Source organism: Variovorax sp. HJSM1_2 (assembly GCF_049316285.1).
Lineage (GTDB): Bacteria > Pseudomonadota > Gammaproteobacteria > Burkholderiales > Burkholderiaceae_C > Rhodoferax_B.
In genome coordinates, this window is sequence record NZ_JBMOXA010000023.1 from 36460 (window position 1) to 56293 (window position 19834).

Sequence of the window (19834 nt, forward strand, 5' to 3'; positions counted from 1 at the left end):
TGCAAAAAGTGGGTGAATTCAGTTGCCGTCGCTGATGGTGGTACCACCGTCGACCACAAGGTTGTGGCCGGTGATGAAGCCACCTGCCGCGCTGGCCAGCATGACGGCGACACCGGCGATTTCATGGGGCTCTCCGACGCGACGCAGTGGCGTCAGGGACAGGCGACGTTGCATGAACTCGGCATTGCCGAGCAGGCTGCTGGCCAAGGGGGTGTGGATCAGGCCGGGAGAGATGGCGTTCACACGCACGCCGCTGGGTCCCCATTCCACTGCCAGGTTGCGCGCGAGTTGCGCCAGTGCAGCCTTGGACAGGCCATACAGGCCAATCGACTTGTTGCCGCGCAGGCCTGCAATGCTAGACATCAGAATGACATTGCCACCCCCGCGCTGTGCCATGGCGGGGATCAAGCTGGTGCTCAAGGCCACTGCCGACCGCAGGTTGATGTCCATGACTTGCTGCCAGTGGGCTTCGGTGGTCTCGGCCACGGGACCTGCAGGCCCCTGCACACCAGCGTTGCAGACCAGCACATCGACCGGCCCATGCCGGGCCAACACATCCGCCGCCAGGGCTTTGGCCGACGCAAAGGTCGAGAGATCACCGGGCAGCGCGCAGGCCAGTCCGCCAGCCTGGCGCAAAGACATGGCTGCCTGTTCGCAGGCCTGAGGCTGGAGGTCGGACACCAGCACCGTGGCGCCGTGGGCGGCCAGCGCCTGGGCGATGCTGGCGCCCAGGCCGCCCGTGGCACCGGTGACCAAGGCCAGCTTGCCGCTGAGGTCGAACAGTGTTGAGGGCACGCGGCTTTACTCCAGTACCACGCCGGCGCTGCGAATCGCGCCGCCCCATCGGTCGGTCTCAGACTGGATGTAACGCGCGAAGTCGGCCCCGCTTTGGGGGGCGGGTGTCACACCCAGGTCGCCAAAGCGGCGCTTGATTTCGTCGGATTCGACGGCCTGCACCACCAGGCTGTGCAGTTGTTTCACGACATCGTCTGGTGTGCCACTGCGTACCACCACACCGGTCCAGCCGGGGGCATTCAGGCTGGGGTAGCCGAGTTCTGTCATCGTCGGCACCTGTGGCAAACGCTCCAGGCGTTTTTCGGAGCCAACGACGGCCAGCGCGCGTAGTTTTCCTTCCTGCACATAGGGCTGGCTGTTGGCGGTGACGTCCAGCATCACATTGATGTGGCCGCCCAGCAGGTCTTGTACCGCGGGTGCGGCGCCTTTGTAGGCCACGTGGGTGAAGTTGCCCTTGGTCTCGCGCTTGAGCATCTCCATCCAGATGTGTGGCTGGCTGCCCATGCCGTAGGAACCATAGGTGATGCCTTGATCCTCCTTGGCGGCCTTGCTGGCCTTCAGCAGGTCGTCCAGCGTTTTGATCGGGCTGTTGGCGGGCACCACCAGCAGCAGGCTGGAGGTGAGCAGCCGGGTCAGTGGCGTGAAGTCTTTGAGGGTGTTGTAGTTCAGCTTGGGGTAGAGCGCTGCATTCATGGCGAACGGGCCGATGTCGCCATAAAACAAGGTGTGGCCGTCAGCCGGTTGCTGCTTCACGTAGATGGCTGCAATCTGGCCGCCGGCGCCGGGCTTGTTTTCGACAATCACCGGTTGTTTCAGCGCGGTGGAGATGTGCTGCGTGAGTACACGCGACACTGCATCACCAAAACCACCCGCGGGATATGGCACGACCCAGGTGATGGGGCGGCGCGGAAAGGCGGGTTGTGCAAACGCTGCCGGGGCCAGGCCTAGCGCGGCAGAGGACAGAACGAGTGAACGCCGAGAAATCATGATGGTCTCCATGTTGTGAACGTGCCGTTGTGAGCGATTCACAACGGCCAGGTGCCGATTCGCGGTCGGACATGGGTGCAGTATGGAGAGTCGGTTTTCGAGAAATGTCGATTTCCTGCGTTTTTTTGGAAATCGTGCGGTCGCCGCTAAAAACGCTGACGCATTTGCAGCGGTGTCACTCCCCAGTGTTTTGAAAACGCCTGAGAGAAGTAGGAGAGCGATGAAAAGCCCAGCGCGCGCGCGATTTCGCTCACCGGGCGCCTGGTGTCCAAAAGCCATGTGCGCGCACGCTCCATGCGTATGCGCAGCACGAACTGATGCGGAGTGAGGCCGCTGGATAGCTTGAGGCAACGCGAAAAGTGGAACACGCTGAGGCGTGCTTCATGGGCCAAGGTGGCGGCCGCGAGGGGCTGGTCCAGGTTGTCCTTGACGAAGTTTTCCACGTGGCGCAGTTGCCAGGCGGAAAGCGGCGTTGATCTTTCCGATCGGCTCTGCGGTGCGCGGTAGTGCTCCAGCAGATGCACCGCCACACTGGTGGCAAGGCCCTCCGCAAACGCCGCATGCAGCGCACTGTTGTCGTGCAGCGCGAGCACCAGAACTTGCACCAGTTGTTGCAGTACCGGGTCTTTGGTGCCAAAGCAGCTGCGTAGCGCGAGGTGGGGAGCCTCTTCGCCATGCACACGCTGCAGCCACTGCGGGGACAAGTCCAGATGCAGGTTGTCGCGTTCCTGCTCGGTTCTCCAGAAACTTGGCGTGTGTGCGGGCAGTATCACGACTTCGCCCGGGGCCCACTGGCGCCACTGGCTTTCGTTGCCGTGGCGCTGGAACAAGCCGGTACTTTGGCCGTGCCGGACGATGATGCAATGTTTTCCGGCCGCCGGGATGTACAAGTCTTCGGCGTCCGCCCGCTGATGCCAGAGCGACAGCCCATGCCATGGCAGACCTTTGCTGGAGCACAAAATCTGCTCGGGAGGGACGGCGTCCAAGGGCTCGGCAACGTAGCCTTGTTCAGCTGCCCGCCAACGGCGGCTGTCTACGTCGATAGATTGGGCAAGCATGGTGGGCGGTCGGCAGATGGCGTCTAGGTCGTTGGCATATCTTAGTTCGATTCCTTGGTTCGATTCTTACCGGCGTTTGCTCAAGCGCGAACGGTTATAGATCCAGCACCAGGCGTTGGCTCTTGGCGCGCGAGCAGCAGATGAGCATCTGATCGTTGGCGGCCTTTTCATCGGCTGTCAGATACGCGTCCCGGTGATCCGGTTCGCCCTGCAGAACCCGCGTGATACAGGTGCCGCAAATGCCTTGTTCACAGGAGGTTTCGACCTCCACGCCGGCCGCCAGCAACGACTCGGCGATGGAAACCCCGGCTTGAATCGGAATGACGCGCCCGCTGCGGCGAAGTTCGACGCAGAAAGCATCGCCAGCGTTCAAGGCGACCGGGTCGACAGACGCACCGAACAGCTCGAAATGCACACGTTGCGCGTCCCACCCGGCCTGATCGGCGGCCTGCCGCGCTACATCGATGAAACCCTTGGGGCCACAAACGTAGAGATGTGTGCCGGGAGGCTGCGCGGCGACCACCTGCGCAAGGTCGGCCCGTGCCTGGGCTTCGCCCTCGACATACAGGCGCGTGTGCTGGGCGTAGCCTGCGTCTTGCAAGTGCTGTGCAAACGCCATACGTTCGCGGCTGCGCGCCGCATAGTGCAACTCAAATGGCACATTGCGTTGGTGCAGTGTGTCGGCCATGCACAGAATCGGCGTAATCCCTATGCCAGCCGCCAGCAGCAAAATGGGGGCTGCATTTTCTTCCAGCTCGAAGTGGTTTTTCGGTGTGCTGCACCACAGCGTGTCGCCGACTTGAACCTGGTCATGCATGGCGGCAGAGCCACCGCGCGAGTCTGGCGCGCGCAGCACACCAATGCGGTAGGTCTTGCCGTCCGGTGGTGCCCATAACGAATACTGCCGCTTGAGGCCTGCACGCACCTCTACCTCCAGGTGCGCGCCAGGGCTGAAGTGTGGCAGGGTGCTTGCGTCCGGGGCTTGGAGTTCGAATCCGGCGATGTCCTGCGCCAGCGCGACTTTGCGCACCACACGCAGCATCAAGCCTTTGGTGTTGGCCGCCACGGAGGCCGCGTGATCCATGATTTCCATTAAACGCTCTCCGACATGTTTTCCGCTGAGGCTTGACGCTTGAGAATGCCCGCGATGACACGGCGGGCGCGATTCGGGCCTACGTCGACGTGGATGTCTATCATCGGCCGCGGGCCAAAACGCAACTGGTTGCGGTACTGCGCTTCGATCACGATCTTGTCTTCTTCGAACGTGGCTGCGGTTTGGTCGACCACCAATTGGGTCACATCGTCGCGATCCGGGTGCGGGTTGGTGGCAATCGTCCAGAAATAGTGGGCGGTGGTCTCGGTCTCGGGCGTCACGCCGTGAAAACCGCGCATGTGAAAACCTTCGCGTTGCGGGTCATCGAGTGCGCCCGTACCCTGGTCCATTGCGCCGGTCCAGACCTGGATGTGCGAGAGCTTGAACTCCACCTCCTGCCAACGGTCGATCTTGCCTTTGAAAGGCCATGCGGCGCTGTAGGTCGGTGGTGGATCCGATTCGGGCATCCAGCGGATCACGCGCACCACCTCGTCCTCCTGCTCCACCTTCAGCTGGGCATTCATGTGGATCTTGGCGTTGCCGCCAATGGTTTTCAGATGCACATAACCCAGGTGGCTCAAGTCCAGCAGATTGTCGTGTATGAGTTGGTAGGGGGCATCGTAGTGGTAGACGTCGCCGTCGAACTTGTAGCGAGGGTCACTATGCACCGGGTAGGCCGGCGGCGCGCAGTTGGGCTGCGAGTCGGGCGTAGAGCCCACCCATAACCACAAGATCTGGTCGCGTTCGCGCAGCGGATAGGAGCGCACCTTGGCTTTGGCCGGAATACGCTCCTGGCCCGGAATCTCGATGCAGTGGCCGGCGCTGTTAAACAGCAGCCCGTGGTAGCCGCAGCGCAGACCGTCCTTCTCCAGCGTGCCACACGACAGCGGCAGTTCACGGTGGCAGCAACGGTCTTCCAGCGCGCCCACTGCACCGTCGGGTGTGCGAAACAACACCATGGGCCGCGAAAGCAGGGTGCGCCCGACGGGCTTGTCCTTCAGTTCCCAGGAGAAACCGGCGACGTACCAGCGGTCAAGTGGAAAAGCGTTGGTGGAAGCCTGCAGAGGCAGTTCTGATGGGGCGTTCATGGTTTTGGACTTTCTGGTGTCAGGAGAATATGGGGTTGAGTCAAGTGGAGAGTGGCCGTCCATTTGCAAACGGCGCTGGTTCGGATCCACCCTGGATACGGGCTCTTTCTGCAACAGGCTCTGCGGATTCCGGTGTTGCCAACCGGTGCATCAGCACCACCAGCGCCGCTGCCACAAAGGCCATGCCGTAGCCCAGATACAACTGGGTCGGACGCAACTGCGCATCGATCAGCGCCCCGGCGACCAAGGGCGAAACGATGGCGCCAATACGCCCTACGCCTATACCCCAACCCACACCCGTGACGCGGACCTCGGCGTCGTACACCATGGGGGCGATGGCATAAAGACCGGCTACGCAGGCGTTGACGAAGGCGCCAATGAGGAATGCCAACACGTAATAGGCGGCCAAGGAGTTGCTGCCACCGACAAAAACGCAGAGCAAGCCAGCGGCGATCAGCATGAACAACGCCAGTACCCGGTGCATGCGGAACTTCGCACCCAAAACACCCAGCAGCGCCGTGCCAAAGATGCCGCCCAGGCTTAGTAAGACGCCTGCGGTCACGCCTTGTTCGCGCGTCAGGCCCGATGCGGCCAAGAGCTTGGGCGTCCAGCTCATGACGAAGTAGAAGCCGAACATTGTGAGGAAAAACGAGGCCCACACCAGCACCGTAGGGCGAGCCAGTTCGCGCGAGAAAAGTGAGCGCAAGCGGCTGGTTTTGAGAGATGCTTTCTCGGGTGCTGGCGGCAGCGTTTGCAGCGGTTCTAGCCCCATGCGGAGCAGCAGGGTGTTGACCTTGCGTAACAAGGCATCGCCATGTGGCCGGGTCAGCAGATAGTCTATGGATTCGGGGAGTCGCCAAAACACCAGCAGTGCCATGGCCAAGGTGGCCAGGCCACCAAACATGAAGACCGAGCGCCAGCCAAAGGCCGATAACAACCACACCGCGATGGTGCCGCCAATGGTGGCGCCCAATGCATAACCAGTGGATTGCAGGCTCACCGCCAGCCCGCGCCAGCGGCGCGAGGCGTATTCGCTGGCGATGACGTTGCTGCAGGCCAGGATGCCGCCGACACCCAAACCCGTGAGCACACGCAGCGCCGCCAGTTCTTGTGGTGACCGTGCCCATGCGGAAAGCAACATGCCTGCCCCCGACACCACCAGGCAGCCGAGCGTTAAAGGTCGGCGGCCGATGCGGTCGGCCCACGGGGCGACGAAGAGTGAACCACCGGCCATGCCGAACAACCCGGCGCTCAACAGAAAACCCAACTGCGCGCCGCTGAGCTGCCACTCGGCCGACACCGAGGCTGCGGTAAAGGCCATGACCAGCACGTCAAAGCCGTCGATCATGTTCAGCAGCATACAAACGGCCACGGTGGACCATTGGTAGAAGGACATGCTGCGGTTGTCTATAGCCGTGCGAATGCTTGTGGGTGCGGACGTGGCGCCGGCCTGATCTGAGGTCTTCATCGTGTCTCTTTTGTTCAGTATGCTGAATGTGATTCAGTTTACTGAATGATGATGCAGGAAAAAATCGGGTAAACCCTGAAATCAGATGGTGGGCCGAATGGGGATGGATGTGCAGCCCACCTGGCCAAGCACCACGTGGGCTGGCGCGATGTCAGCGCCCCGAGCGTGTTGTCTTTGGCTCGGCGCTGGGTTCCGTCTGCGAGGCGTGTGGCAAGGTGCCGTTGTGAATGTGCACGAACTTTTTCAGGATGCGCTTGAACTCGGCTTGTTCCTCGGGCAGCAGGTCTGCCAGCAGCCTTTCGCGGAGTTCGTGCACACCGGGCACAAATTGCTGCAGCATCTCCTCGCCTGCGGGGCTCAGCGTCAGGCTGCGCTGGCGGCGCGGTAGCAGTTCGCGGGAGATCCAGCCCTTGGCTTCAAGCCGAACGGCTATGTCTGCGGTGGTCGAAGTGTCTAGCGCGACCAGTTTCGCCAGGGTCACTTGGTCTATTCCCGGTCGTTCCTGCAGCATGCGCATGACGGCGTACTGCACCGGCGTGACCTCGGGGCCTATGACCTCCCTGAACATCGCCAACGCGATTTGCTGCGCGCGCCGAATCAGGTGGCCCGGCTGGTCATACAGGTCCAAGGACAGTTGGTCGGGCTTCTCTTTTTGGGGCTTTGCCATCGGTGTGTGCAGGTCTTATGCGAACGGGCTCGAAAGCCACGCCGCAGTCTACCCCACAGGGCACCCTTGTTCGAGAAGCAGCAGGTCAAGAAGTAGGGGCCTCTTTGACGGAGGGCTGCTGGCGAATCCTGTACCGTCGGCCCAAAAAAGGGCTTGGCGGGCGGCACCGCCAAGGCAATCGTTGGCGCAATGGTGTTGACGGTCGCTGCGCCGCTGGCGCGTCAAAACCCTCGCTTAGTGGCTCAGTTGGCCATGCGGATCAATGACGAATTTGACCGGGGCTCCGGCATCGAACTGCGCATAACCTGCAGGCGCCTCATCCAGGGAAATCAGCTTTACACCCACGATGTCGGCAATTTTGATGCGCTCCCAGAGAATCGCTTGCATCAGGGCACGGTTGTATTGGATGACGGGCGTTTGCCCCGTCATGAAGCTGTGCGACTTGGCCCAACCCAGCCCCAGGCGAATGCTCAGCGAACCAGTCTTGGCGGCCTTGTCCACACCGCCCGGATCGTCCGTGACGTACAAACCCGGAATGCCGATTTTGCCGGCCGCGCGTGTGACCTCCATCAGCGAGTTCAACACCGTGGCGGGGGCTTCGTGTTGTGCCCCTTCGTGGCCATGGCCACGCGCTTCAAAGCCTACAGCATCGATGGCACTGTCAACCTCGGGCACGCCGAGGATGGCGGCGATCTGCTCGGCCAGCGGGGTGTCGGTGGAGAGGTCTGCGATTTCAAAGCCAACACTCTTTGCATGCTGCAAGCGTGCCGGATTCACGTCGCCGACGATCACCACGGCAGCGCCGAGCAAACGTGCCGAAGCGGCGGCAGCCAGGCCCACCGGGCCGGCGCCCGCGACATAGACCGTGCTGCCGGGCCCAACACCCGCGGTCACTGCACCGTGGTAGCCGGTGGGCAGGATGTCCGAGAGACAGGTCAGGTCGCGGATCTTTTCAATGGCTTGTGCCCGGTCCGGAAACTTGAGCAGGTTGAAGTCGGCGTAGGGCACCATCACGTACTCGGCCTGGCCGCCGATCCAGCCGCCCATGTCAACGTAGCCGTAGGCACCGCCGGGGCGGGATTCGTTGACGGTGAGGCAAACACCGGTCTGGCGCTCCTTGCACAAGCGGCAGCGGCCACAGGCCACATTGAAGGGCACGGAGACGATGTCGCCCACAGCCATTTGCTCCACATCTTTGCCGGCCTCAATGACCTCACCCGTGATCTCATGGCCGAGGACCAGACCCGCTGGCGCGGTGGTGCGGCCGCGCACCATGTGCTGGTCGGAGCCGCAGATGTTGGTGGTGAGCACTTTGAGGATGACACCGTGGTTGGCGGTGCGTCCCCTGGGGTTGATGAGCTTGGGGTAGTCGATGCTGCGCACCTCTACCTTGCCCTGCTCGACGTAGACAACACCTCTGTTGCTGGCCATGGTTCACTCTCCTTTGTGACAAAAATGAAAACCGCGCACCGCATCCTTGCGCGCGGAATGGATGCGGTTTGCAGTGGATGACTTGGTGAAGCTCAAGCAGCAGTTAGAAGATGACACGTACGCCGGTGACCAAACCGGTTTGGGAGCCGCCTGCCAATGGATTGCTGCCGCCAGCACCGCCACTCACGGAAATGGCGAGTGTCCCGTCGTTGTTGATCCGGCCCGCGGCGGCATAGACCGCGGTGGTTTTGGATAGGTTGTAAGTGCCGCGCAGAACACCCATCAAAGCCTTGTTGCCCGAGTCTTTGAATTTGAGCTGCGAATACTGCGCATCCACGACGAAGGCCGGCGTCACGGGATAACTGGCGCCAATGAAGTAGAGGTCGCTGCGGGGTGTTGTTGCACTGCCTTCGTTGTTGCGGTGGACCAGGCCGGCGCCGATTTTCAAACCACCGAACTTCACATAGCCGTTGACCGTGGTGCGCTTGTCGGAGAGTGCGGAAGACGTCAGGCCTAGGGCGGTCCAGGAGCCAGCGCCGCCATTCAATTGGTCAAGTGCAGCAGCGATGCCCCAGTTCGCCTGGTCAAACTTCGCCATCACCGACCATTCCCTGCAGGCGCTGCTGTCGTTGGCGACTTCACCGCCGCAATTGGTGCCGCCGGGGTTGTTTGGCACCGGGTTGGCGGTGTCGCGCCCGAAGCTGTAACTCGCGCCAATCGAAAGGTCTGAGAACTTGGCACGATAGCTGAGGGCATTGTCGGCGCGGGCGTTGGGGAGGTAGTTGTCCAGCGAACCCAAACTGAATGTCATGGGGCCAATCACGTCGGCGTCCAGCAGGGACCAGAAGAGCATCGTGTATTGCCGGCCCAGGGCCACAGTGCCCCAGTTGCCGCTGAGGCCTACGAAGGCTTGACGACCGAACATGCGGCCCCCTTGGTTGAGCACGCCACTGTCCGAGCCGAAGCCGCTCTCCAGGGTGAACACGGTTTTTAATCCGCCGCCCAAGTCCTCCGTCCCTCGCATGCCCCAACGCGAGGGCAGGCCGGTTGTGGCGGTGGGCATACGTGTGATGCTGGCGCCGGCAGCCCCTACATTGCTGACGTGTTCTACGGCGGCATCAACGATGCCATAAAGTGTCACCTGCTGCGCGCTCACGGCCGTGGTTGCGAGTGCGGCGCTGGCGCAGAGCAGGGCGCTCAATCCTGTCGTGGCGGGGCTTTTCTTTGTCATTGTGGTCTCCGGTGGTGCTAAAAATGGCGCGCGTGTTTTTACCAAGGCACGCGGCCAGGTCTTCTTCTCAAAAATGGAATGGGCGAATGGGCCCATGGGTAGGGCCGGGCACGTCGACGAGGGGTTCATCTGCGGCCACCGAACCCGTGCCTTCGCGGCTTACTTGCCTGGGTCTTTGACGCCAGCGACTTTGTCGATTTCGATGTTGTAGAGCTGCCCTTCGCGGCGTTCCACCTTGCGGATGTAGATGTCCTGGAGGATGTCGCGTGTTTGCGCATCGATGCTGATGGGGCCGCGTGGGCTTTCAAACGAGAGCCCCTTCATCGCATCGACCAATGCCTGACCCTTGCCCTGACCCTTTGTTTTCTCCAGCGCAGCGTAGATGACGGCCATACCGTCATAACCGCCAACGGCCATGAAGTTGGGGCGCTGGCCTTTGTTCGCAGCTCCAAAATCGGCAACGAATTTGCGGTTCAGCGCGGAGTCGTGTGCAGCCGAGTAATGAAACGATGTGACAACACCAGTGGCCGCATCGCCCATGTCGTTGAGCTGGTCATCGTCGGTGATGCCGCCGTCGCCTATCAGCCTGATCCCGGCCTTGTCTAGGCCGCGCTCGGTGAATTGCTTCATCAGCGCTGCACCCGGCCCCGAAGGGACAAAAACGAACACCGCATCGGGGGCTGAATCCCGCACGCGTTGAAGAAACGGTGCGAAGTCCGGATTGCGCATCGGCACACGCAAGGTCTCGACCACTTTGCCGCCAGAGGCCTGCAGGCGCTCGGAGAAGATTTTCTCGGCGTCCAGGCCAGGCCCGTAGTCCGAGACCAGGGTGACCACTTTGCTGATCTTGTTCTTGGCAGCCCATTGCGCCATGGTGGAGGCACTTTGGTACAGCGTGTAGCTGGTGCGTACAAAGAAGGGGGATGTGGCGACCGCGCTAGACGTTGCCGCCGCCATGATCACCGCAGGTGTCTGCGACTGCGTGGCAACGGAGGCGGCCGAGAGCGCGCTGGGGGTCAAACCAAAGCCTGCAAGCACGTTGACCCTGCCACTGGTGACCAACTCGCTTGCCAAGCGTTTTGTGGCGTCTGGAACACCGCCGTCATCCTTCAGGATGAGCTCCACCTTGCGACCGGCGACGGTTGATCCGGCATGCGCCATGTACAGCTTGACGGCTGCTTCGATCTGCTTTCCGGTGGAGGCGAAAGGACCGGTCATCGGAAGAATCAGGCCAATTTTGAAGGACTCGTCTTGGGCGTTGGCGCTGCCTACAAGTCCCAGAACCGAACAGGCCAGCAGAGATAACAAGCTGCGTTTTTTCATTTTTGTCTCGTGAGTTGTTGTGGGGACCACTTGATGTGGCTTCATTGTGTATGCTGAATCAGAATTAGTGTACTGAATGAAAATTGGCAAATCAACGCCCAGGATTTGATTTCACATGAGGGGTTTCCCTGCTTGTTGTCGACGACCCAGCCTGGGCTGACGGGTTCAGAAATTGTTGTCAGGAGGGGGCAGAGCTTGCAGCCTGCGCACTTGGCATTGCGCTGTGCGTAGCGGTTTGGGTCAGGGCTCAAGTTGCTCGGTGCACGGCAGGTGTTGGGGCTGCCACCGATCAATGCAAAAGATGTTGATGACTTTGGCGGGGCGTGTTGTCACAGCGTCACGCCGCAAACGGGCAGCGATACCAACCCTCTGTTGCCGACTTTCATTCGCGGGAATACTTTCTATCCTGGTTGGCCAGCAAGCCATGAGAGTTGTTGGCGCCCATCCAGTGTGCTGTCCCTGTGATACGTGAGCAAAGTCTGCAGAGCTTTGCCATGCTTGGCAGTCGCGGTCCGCGAAACGGCCAACAAGATTCGTCGTATTGGCTCACGAAGTCGTCCATGCGTTGAACCCATTGCTTGACGCCGGTGAACCAGCCCCTTCAGATAACTTTTCAATAATCAGCGCGAACAGGTGTTCGACCCGGTTGAGCCTGGTGCTGCAGGTCGGGAGTACGTGTGTGTGCCAATGCGCCCGTGCAGCTAGCCAGGATTTGAACTTGTAACGGCTGTGCTTAGCCTGGTTGTCCGGGATGCCATGAAGGCCCAGCATGGCCGGCCTGGCATCTTCCATCGCCTGCAGGAATGACAGGCAGTCTTGGAGACTATGGCGCAGCCTTGCTGTATGCCAGTAAGGCTCCATGGAGTACATCGAGTGCTGCAAACAGCGTCTTGACTCCGTAGCGCTTACAGTCGTGGGTTGTGCTTCCAATATAACCAAAGCCCATTGATAGCATGGGCAGCGTACGCTCCAGTGCTTGGCACTGGCTCTTCTCGTCCACGCAGATCAGCACTACATTTTCTGCTGGGCTCAGGTACAGGCCGACAGCATCCCGCAACTTCTTCGCGAAGAAGGCATCGGTTGATAGCCTGAACTCTCGCTGTGGTGGGCCGCAGCCCAAACGCTTGGAAGTGGCGCTGTAGGCTGCTTTTGGAGATGCCCGTCTCCGCCGCTACCGAGCGCATGCTTCAGTGTGTCTAGCCATCAGCCGGTTTGGTGAGCAGTGTTTTCTGGATCAACTGCACCACCTTCTCGTCGTTGATGGTGCGTGCAGGCCCGGGACCCATCGTATAGACCAGCCACGCGATGAGTGATGAAACCGGCACGCCATTTGCCAACGGGCGCCTGGCGCATTTTGAGCATTGCGGTGATTGACAGATGGTCTTGGCCATCGGCGTTGTACAAAACAATGCGTGCTCGTACCACCAGCGCTGCAGGCAGCGGGCGGCTGCGCACGAACGACTCAAGCTGCATATGCTCTGCCACGCTCAGATCGCATTGCTCTTAGTGCCTGCCTGTACTCATCGCGACATGCTCTTTGCAAAGATACCGCATTCGCATTCTCTATTTATGCAAGGTTTCCACGGGACAGCGCATCAGGCGCTTACCGTATTAAATACCGAAGTGCTTTGGCTCAAGCGGCTGGCTTGCTCGCGCATGCTTTCCGCAGCGGCGGAGGATTGCTCGACCAGCGCGGCGTTCTGTTGTGTCATCTGGTCGAGCTGGCTGATCGCCTGATTGGCTCGGGCGATCTCGCTGCTCTGATGGGCTGAAGCACTGGCGATGCCATCAATCAGGCTGGCCACACGTTGTACCGCCGTTTCAATTTCTTTCATCGACGCGCCGGCGGCCTGCACGTGTTTGGCACCGTCGGCCACCTCTTGTGTGGACTGGTTGATGAGGCTTTTGATGTCCTTGGCGGCAGCGGCCGAGCGTTGCGCCAGGCTGCGCACTTCAGACGCCACCACCGCAAAGCCGCGGCCCTGCTCACCGGCGCGCGCAGCCTCTACCGCCGCGTTTAATGCGAGGATGTTGGTTTGAAACGCAATGCTGTCGATGAGGCTGGTGATGTCGGCGATCTTGCTGGCGCTGACGTCTATGGCCTGCATGGTGGCCACAACTTCGGCCACCACCTCACCACCCTTGGTGGCAGCGCCGGAGGCTCTGCCGGCCAGGTCGTTGGCTTCGTTTGCCGATGTTGCAGTCTGGCCGATGCCGCTGGTCAGCTGTGCCATGGCTGCCGCGGTTTGCTGCAGGCTGGACGCAGTCTGCTCGGTGCGTGTCGACAGGTCGGCATTGCCGCTGGCAATTTCTGCGCTGGTCTGGTTGATGGTGTGTGTAGCGGCCTGCACTTCGTGCACGGCGTTGTTGATGCGGCTCAAGGCATCTTTCAGGCGTGCGGAGGTTGTGCCCGCCGCAAAATTGCGGCCACTGGTGTCCAGGTGGATGTGCTCGTCTGCCGTGAGTTGCTCGACCAGGTCAACCAACTGCACCTGTTCCACGGCCCGCTGTTGCATACGCACGGCAATCAGCACTTGAAACGCTGTTTGAACGATCACGTAGCCGGCGTGGACCAGCACGCGGCCGAAATTCGGCTCGGTGAGGCAATACACGTTCATGCCGGAGAACTGCAAACGATCAAACAGGATGTGATGAACTGCGATCACCGCCGCCCCGGTGACGATAGGCGCCCAATGCCGGTACACCAGCAAAAAAGCCAACGAGACGAATACGCCGAAGTGGTACTCCAGCATGCCGCGCGCTAGCTGTATGTGCAGCGCCACCATCACCATGGTGGCCACCGCCATGGTGTGTGCACAAAACGTGGAGCCGCCAAAACGCGCCTGCACCAGCAGCACCAAAACCAGCACCGGCAACGCAACACCGAGAGCCACACTGGTGTCGCCCCACTGCAGGCCGATGGCGATGGCCACCAGGGTCTGCAACACAATCGCGCCGACCATGATGCGGTCGGCTTCACGCCAGGCGGTTTCTCGCCAGGACGTCTTGCGCGGGGTGAACCCGGGGGCGGAGGAGGGGGTGCGTTGGGCAACACTGGAAATCTGGGCGGCTGTGGTCATGGCGTAGTTCCGATCTATGGCGCATGGCACTCCAAAAAAGCTGCCATGCCAAAGTAGAGAGGCTGGTCAGCGCTGAAGGTGTGTGCGTTCTGAGGATACCTATCGTCAAGCCAAGACGCAACGTGGATCACACCGCTTCTGTGAGGGGCAACAGGTGGTGTTGCGCGGATCACAATTCCACGGATGGCACGCTGCAGCAATGCAGAGGGTGCCTGTCCGCGAGGACAAGGCATAGAGGCCGTGACGACCGCCGCCCTGCCGTGCAGCGCAGCCCTGAGTGTTGGCGTCAGTAGCGCGGATTTGTGCCGCCAAAGGCCGGGTTGTACTTGCGCATCTGGCCGAGGTCATCGCGGTTCTGTATGCCGCATTCGAGGTACTGCTGATGCAGCTTTTGCAGCTGGGATGGGGCAATTTCAACGCCCAGGCCTGGTGTTGTTGGTACCTTCACCGAACCCTCGACAAACGCCAGCCGCCCACCCTTGATGACCTCTTCCTCCTGCCACGGGTAGTGTGTGTCGCAGGCATAGGTCAGGTTGGGGATGGCGGCCGCGACGTGTGTCATCGCCATCAGGCTGATGCCCAGGTGAGAGTTGGAGTGCATGGACATGCCCATGTCGAACACGGCACACATGCGCGCCAGGGCAACGGTGGCGCGCAGGCCGCCCCAGTAATGATGATCGGACAGCAGAATCTTCACCGCGTGTGTGGTGGCGTTGCGTTTGAACTCTTCCATCGAGGTGACGCACATATTGGTGGCGAGCGGCGCACGACAGTGTTTGGCCAACTCGGCCATGCCTTCCTGACCGGGTGTCGGGTCTTCGTAGTATTCAAGCAAGTCATCCAGCTCTTGGGCGGCGGCGATACTGGTGGCGAGCGACCAGTTGGCGTTCGGATCGAGCCGTAGCGGTGCGGTCGGAAATGCCTTGCGCAACGCTTTCATCGAGGCGATTTCCAGCTTGGGGTCGAACACCCCTCCCTTGAGCTTGATGCTTTGGAAGCCGTATTCGGCCACCATTTTTTGCGCCTGCACAACGATTTGTTCTGGGCTTACAGCCTCGCCCCAGGCATCCGGCGCGTAGGGGCGGTCGATATGCTCGGCAAACTTGTAAAAGAGGTAGGCGCTGTAGGGGACCTCCGGGCGAACGGCACCGCCCAGCAGGTCGCAGATCGGCATGCCGAGCATTTGCCCCTGCAGATCCATCATGGCCGCTTCGAAGGCGCTGATCACCTTTTCGGCGTTCTTGGTGACGTGTGAACCGGTGGCGAGTCCGAACTGTATGGGGCGATCAGCGCTGACGCCGGGCTGTATGGCTGCGCGCACCCTGGCTTCCATGGCATTCAACGCAAACGGAGAAAGCCCCAGCAGCAAGTCCTGAGCCTCTCTCAGCGCCCGGAGAACCGACGCGTCGCCATAGGTTTCCGCGATGCCCACGCGCTGATCCGAGGTTTCGACTTCGACGATGCTACGCAACGCCCACGGCTCGTGGATACCCGCGGCGTTGAGCAACGGGCCGTCGCGGAAAGCGATGGGTGTGATGCGAACCTGTTTAATCGTCACCTGATTCTTCATTCTGCTGGCCCTTTCACTGGCTAACGTCGACGAATGCCGTTGCTGCATGAGTCACTCAAAATGCTCGCGAACGGTTTTGCGGCGGCATGCTGACTCGCCGGTACGCAGCCGCCTTGTGGCGGCTTTATCTATTTGCCGAACATGCGGTCGCGCGCGTTTTCCAAATGTTGCCGCATGCCCTGGCTGGCGGCCTGCGGGTCGCGGCGACGTATGGCTTCCAGCACCACCTCGTGTTCTGCCTGCACGACTTTTTGACGTTCCACACTCTTGGTCAGCGAGAGGCTGCGCATCAGTGTCATGCTGGCCATGATCTGTTCCTGCATCGAGCCAATCGCTGAAATGAAAAACTGGTTGCGTGTGGCCCGTGCCACGGCCAGGTGGAAATCGAAGTCTTCGCTGGAGCCCAGGCTTTGTTGGGCGATCACGGTGTTGAGTTGCTGAAAGCGCTGTATCAGGTCGGCGATTTCCGCTTCACCAGCCTTGGTGGCCGCCAGCGCAGCCGCGCCCGACTCGGTGACGATGCGGAACTCGAAACAGCGCTGCACATCGGAGAGTGTTTCCAGCGGTGTGAAGCGTGGCAAGTCCGGGTCGGGGCGGCGCTGTACGTAGCTGCCCGAGCCCTGGCGCGTGTTGGTGATGCCATCGGCACGCAGGCGCGTCAACGCCTCGCGTATGGTCGGGCGCGAAGCCGTGAAACGTTCGGTGAGGGCCAACTCGGTGGGCAGTTTGTCACCCTCGGCGAATTCACCGTCGATGATGGACTTGAGGATCTCGCGGTAAACCCGGTCGACCAGGCCGCTGCCTTTGCTGCTTTTCATGTTGGCTGGAAAAATAGAGACTGGGGAAGTGCTGAGTATCAGAACTCTTTATCGTAAGCGAGCAGCGCCAGCGCCTGTGCGCGGATCTCTTCCATGCGATCGGCAGGGCTTGGGCTGAGCAAGGGCAGGTGGGCCCCCATGTCGGCGATGCCCGACAGGCTGACGGCGTCGTGCAAGACGCGGATCAGCGAAATGGACTCGCGCAAATCCTCCATGGGGAGAAACCGCGCATGCAGGGCGGTGGCTGTGCTCATGTCGCCGCGTTTAAGCGCGCGCAGCAGCGCTATGCAGGGTCTGGGGGCGATGCAGCCCGAGCCGGTGGTGAAGGAGGCCAGTCCAAACTGCTGCAGATGGACCAGTACCGGGCGTTCACCCATGCCACTCACAATGCGCTCGCGCGGCAGACGTTGCACCAGCTCTGCAAGATATGGGTCCTGCGCCGGATCATCGCGGACGATGGCGTACTTGACGGCTGCAATGCTGCCTTCTTCGACGAGTTTGGCCAGCGTGGCCACGTCTATGTACTGCTCGCTCTTCAGGTAAAGCGTCAGTGGCATGCCGGCGGCCTGCACCACACGGCGCAAACCATCGGCCACACCGGCGGGCGTGGTGAATCCGGCCATGGGCAGCACCATGGCCGTGCGGTAACCGCTGTCGCGCAGCAGTCGGGCCTGGTCCATCATCTTGCCGAAATCCGGGCCTATGGAAGGGATCACGCGGGTGGTGGTGGCCGCGGCGGCAGCCAGGTCCTCCAGCAGTTGCGCGTAGTCACTCAGTGGGCAGTGGTAGAGGTTGGCGTTGCCGCCGTACAGCAAGGTGCGGTGGCCGCCTGCTTCCATGTGCCGGATCAAACTGGCGTTTTGAGCGGTATCCAGCGTGAGGTCGGGGCGCCGCGCCAAGGGTGGTACGGCCAGCACGGCGTTGCCGAATTCTTCTGGAAGCAAGGGGGTCGTGTTCATGCGTCGGGAACTCCAGAGTGTGTGTTTGGCGGCCATGCGCTAGGCCAGCAAGTGGATGGATATTGTATGACGAATATAAAGTTGTCAGACAAAAAATCATTCGTGTGTAGAGCGAGGTGGCGGATTGCAGCCGTGTGCAGAGACGAAGTGCCTAGTCTTTATTGGTAAAAATGACTTAATTTCCCTAGGGTTTGTCCGTGATTGGCGCTGCAAAAGTTGTCTGACAAAATTGTTCGATAACTTGATAGGAGACACCCCATGTTCACGCCGCGTCGTTCCTCTCGTTTCCCTGCGTCCGCCAGTGCAGGCCGTCGAACGGTCTTGAAGGGTTTTGCTGGCGCGGCGGCCCTTGCGGGGGTGGGCAGCTCGGCGTTGGCGCAGGCCGCGAAGGAGGCTGCGGCATTGGGCAAGCTGGTGTCCGATGGCAAGCTGCCTGCGCTGGCGCAGCGGCTGCCGTCCATGCCGCTGGTGGTGCAAGCCGAAAAAGTGGGGACCTATGGCGGCGTGATTCGCCGCGGGCTGCGCGGTAGCTCTGATCACAACGGCATTCTGCGCATGGTGGGCAACCAGGGCTTGGTGCGCTGGAACCTGGCCTTTACCGAAGTGCTGCCGTGTGTGGCCGCACGCTGGGAAGTGAATGCCGCAGCCACGGAGTTCACCTTCCATCTGCGCCCAGGCATGAAGTGGTCGGATGGCAAGCCTTTCACGGCGGACGACATCGTCTTTGCGATTGAGGACTGCTGCAAGAATCCCGAGCTCTACAAGACCGTGCCTTCAGTGCTGGTGATCAACAACAAGCCGGTGGTGGTGACCAAGCTCAGCGACACCGCTGTCAAGTTCACTTTTGCCAGTGCCTATGCGCTGTTCCTGGAGCAATTGGCGACGCCGCTGGGCCAGCACCCCACGCTGTTTCCCAAGCATTACTGCAGCCAGTTCCTGCCCAAGTACAACCCCAAGGCGCTGGACAACGCAAAGGCTGCGAATGTGGCCGATTGGCCCACGTACTTCCGTAACAAGTGCGGCGACATCGAGATCCCTTCGCGCTGGGGCAATGTTGAGAAACCTACCTTGGACCCGTGGATTCTGACGGAGGCTTATTCGGGTGGCGCCACACGTGTGGTGATGGACCGCAACCCCTACTTCTGGCAGGTGGACCAGGCCGGCAACCAGTTGCCTTATGTGGACCGCTTGAGCTTCAATATCTCGCAGGACGTGGAGTCGCTGATGCTGGACGCGCTGTCGGGCAAGCTCGACATTCAGGAGCGCCATATTGATTCTCTGCAGAACAAGCCCACGCTGTCGCAGAACATGCAAAAGGGCGGCTACCGGCTCATAGAGTTGATCAACACAAGTGCGCAGCAGGTACAGATCTACCTGAACATGACGCACAAAGACCCGAAGATGCGCGAGATGTTCGCCAACAAGCAGTTCCGTCAGGCGCTATCGCTGGGCATGAACCGCAAGGAGATCATTGACATCGTCTACCTCGGTCAGTCCGAGCCCTACCAGACCGGCCCGCGCCCTGGCCACCCTTGGTTCAATGAGAAGCTGGCCTACCAATTTACCCAATACGATCCCAAGCAAGCCAACGAGCTGCTTGACAAGTTGGGCTACGACAAGCGTGACGCGCAGAAATTCCGCCTGCGTCCGGACGGCCAGAAGGTGTTCTTTTCCATCGATGTGATTCCCACGCTTTACCCCGATGCGGTGGATACCTTGGAACTGGTCAAGCGCCATTGGGCGGAGATTGGTGTGGACATCAAGGTCAACACGATAGAGCGTGCTCTGTATTACACCCGGGGAGATGCCAACGACCATGACGCCGCCACCTGGCCGGGCCCGGGTGGCCTGGACCCTATGCTGGATGCGCGCGACTTTATTGCGACACATCCCCAAGGTTCGCGTTATGCGATTCCCTGGTCTGTCTGGTTCACCTCGGGCGGGAAAGATGGCCAGGAGCCACCTGCGAGCCAGAAGCAGCGCATGAAGCTATACGACGAGGCGCGTGCCACGGCCGATCTGAAGAAGCGCGGCGAGCTGATGAAACAGGTCTTCGATCAGTGTGCCGAAGCCTTCGAGACGATTGGTGTGTGTCTGGCCGTGAACTCCTTCGGCATCTGCAAGACCAATCTGCAGAACGTACCCAAGAGTTATCCGAACGGCTGGTCGTGGCCCAACCCAGCGCCGGCGCTGCCGCAGCAATTCTTCTTCACGCGTACGTAAAGTTTCCCGAGGTTTTTTGAACGTTGCGGCCCTCCCTGTGGGG

15 protein-coding genes and 1 pseudogene are annotated in these 19834 nt (G+C 60.8%); 1 reads left to right on the top strand and 15 read right to left on the bottom strand.

Features of this window, described 5'->3' with window-relative positions; all coding sequences use genetic code 11:
* Window positions 1-18: 18 nt before the first annotated feature.
* From ACFQ95_RS20320 to ACFQ95_RS20390, 15 genes and pseudogenes are all read right to left on the bottom strand, one after another.
* Entirely contained in the window at window positions 19-795 is a 777-nt protein-coding gene (locus ACFQ95_RS20320) for an SDR family NAD(P)-dependent oxidoreductase (protein WP_422833909.1), read from the bottom strand.
* 6 nt (window positions 796-801) lie between these two features.
* Window positions 802-1782 (bottom strand): Bug family tripartite tricarboxylate transporter substrate binding protein, encoded by a 981-nt coding sequence (locus ACFQ95_RS20325; RefSeq protein ID WP_422833911.1) that lies wholly within the window; start codon window positions 1780-1782, stop codon window positions 802-804.
* Between the two features lie 146 nt (window positions 1783-1928).
* Entirely contained in the window at window positions 1929-2840 is a 912-nt protein-coding gene (locus ACFQ95_RS20330; RefSeq protein ID WP_422833913.1) for a helix-turn-helix domain-containing protein, read from the bottom strand.
* A gap of 94 nt (window positions 2841-2934) precedes the next feature.
* Entirely contained in the window at window positions 2935-3933 is a 999-nt protein-coding gene (locus ACFQ95_RS20335) for a PDR/VanB family oxidoreductase (protein WP_422833915.1), read from the bottom strand.
* Window positions 3933-5021 carry a Rieske 2Fe-2S domain-containing protein gene (locus tag ACFQ95_RS20340; RefSeq protein WP_422833917.1) on the bottom strand — a complete coding sequence of 363 codons (1089 nt, stop codon included), beginning with the start codon at window positions 5019-5021 and terminating at the stop codon, window positions 3933-3935. Before ACFQ95_RS20340 ends, ACFQ95_RS20335 begins: the two co-directional genes overlap by 1 nt.
* A 40-nt stretch (window positions 5022-5061) precedes the next feature.
* Window positions 5062-6489 (bottom strand): MFS transporter, encoded by a 1428-nt coding sequence (locus ACFQ95_RS20345; protein ID WP_422833919.1) that lies wholly within the window; start codon window positions 6487-6489, stop codon window positions 5062-5064.
* A gap of 151 nt (window positions 6490-6640) precedes the next feature.
* Window positions 6641-7156, bottom strand: coding sequence for a MarR family winged helix-turn-helix transcriptional regulator (locus ACFQ95_RS20350; RefSeq protein ID WP_422833921.1), 516 nt, complete (start codon window positions 7154-7156; stop codon window positions 6641-6643).
* Window positions 7157-7390: 234 nt separating this feature from the next.
* Entirely contained in the window at window positions 7391-8587 is a 1197-nt protein-coding gene (gene fdhA, locus ACFQ95_RS20355; RefSeq protein WP_422833923.1) for a formaldehyde dehydrogenase, glutathione-independent, read from the bottom strand.
* Between the two features lie 103 nt (window positions 8588-8690).
* Window positions 8691-9818, bottom strand: coding sequence for a porin (locus tag ACFQ95_RS20360; RefSeq protein ID WP_422833925.1), 1128 nt, complete (start codon window positions 9816-9818; stop codon window positions 8691-8693).
* Window positions 9819-9977: 159 nt separating this feature from the next.
* Window positions 9978-11141 carry an ABC transporter substrate-binding protein gene (locus tag ACFQ95_RS20365; protein ID WP_422833927.1) on the bottom strand — a complete coding sequence of 388 codons (1164 nt, stop codon included), beginning with the start codon at window positions 11139-11141 and terminating at the stop codon, window positions 9978-9980.
* Window positions 11142-11589: 448 nt separating this feature from the next.
* Window positions 11590-12614 (bottom strand): annotated as a pseudogene (locus ACFQ95_RS20370) (IS630 family transposase); the annotation flags it as partial.
* 122 nt (window positions 12615-12736) lie between these two features.
* Window positions 12737-14221 (bottom strand): methyl-accepting chemotaxis protein, encoded by a 1485-nt coding sequence (locus tag ACFQ95_RS20375; protein ID WP_422833929.1) that lies wholly within the window; start codon window positions 14219-14221, stop codon window positions 12737-12739.
* A gap of 286 nt (window positions 14222-14507) precedes the next feature.
* Window positions 14508-15791: a glucarate dehydratase family protein gene (locus ACFQ95_RS20380; RefSeq protein WP_422833931.1), complete on the bottom strand. Its 1284-nt coding sequence runs from the start codon at window positions 15789-15791 to the stop codon at window positions 14508-14510.
* Window positions 15792-15919: 128 nt separating this feature from the next.
* Window positions 15920-16609, bottom strand: a complete 690-nt coding sequence (locus ACFQ95_RS20385; protein ID WP_422833933.1) for a FadR/GntR family transcriptional regulator — start codon at window positions 16607-16609, stop codon at window positions 15920-15922.
* 38 nt (window positions 16610-16647) lie between these two features.
* The gene (locus ACFQ95_RS20390) at window positions 16648-17568 is read right to left on the bottom strand and encodes a dihydrodipicolinate synthase family protein (RefSeq protein WP_422833935.1); all 921 of its coding nucleotides are present in this window, start codon (window positions 17566-17568) and stop codon (window positions 16648-16650) included.
* 258 nt (window positions 17569-17826) lie between these two features.
* Here ACFQ95_RS20390 and ACFQ95_RS20395 point away from each other — a divergent pair, with 258 nt between their 5' ends.
* Window positions 17827-19791, top strand: coding sequence for an ABC transporter substrate-binding protein (locus ACFQ95_RS20395; RefSeq protein WP_422833937.1), 1965 nt, complete (start codon window positions 17827-17829; stop codon window positions 19789-19791).
* Window positions 19792-19834 lie beyond the last annotated feature (43 nt).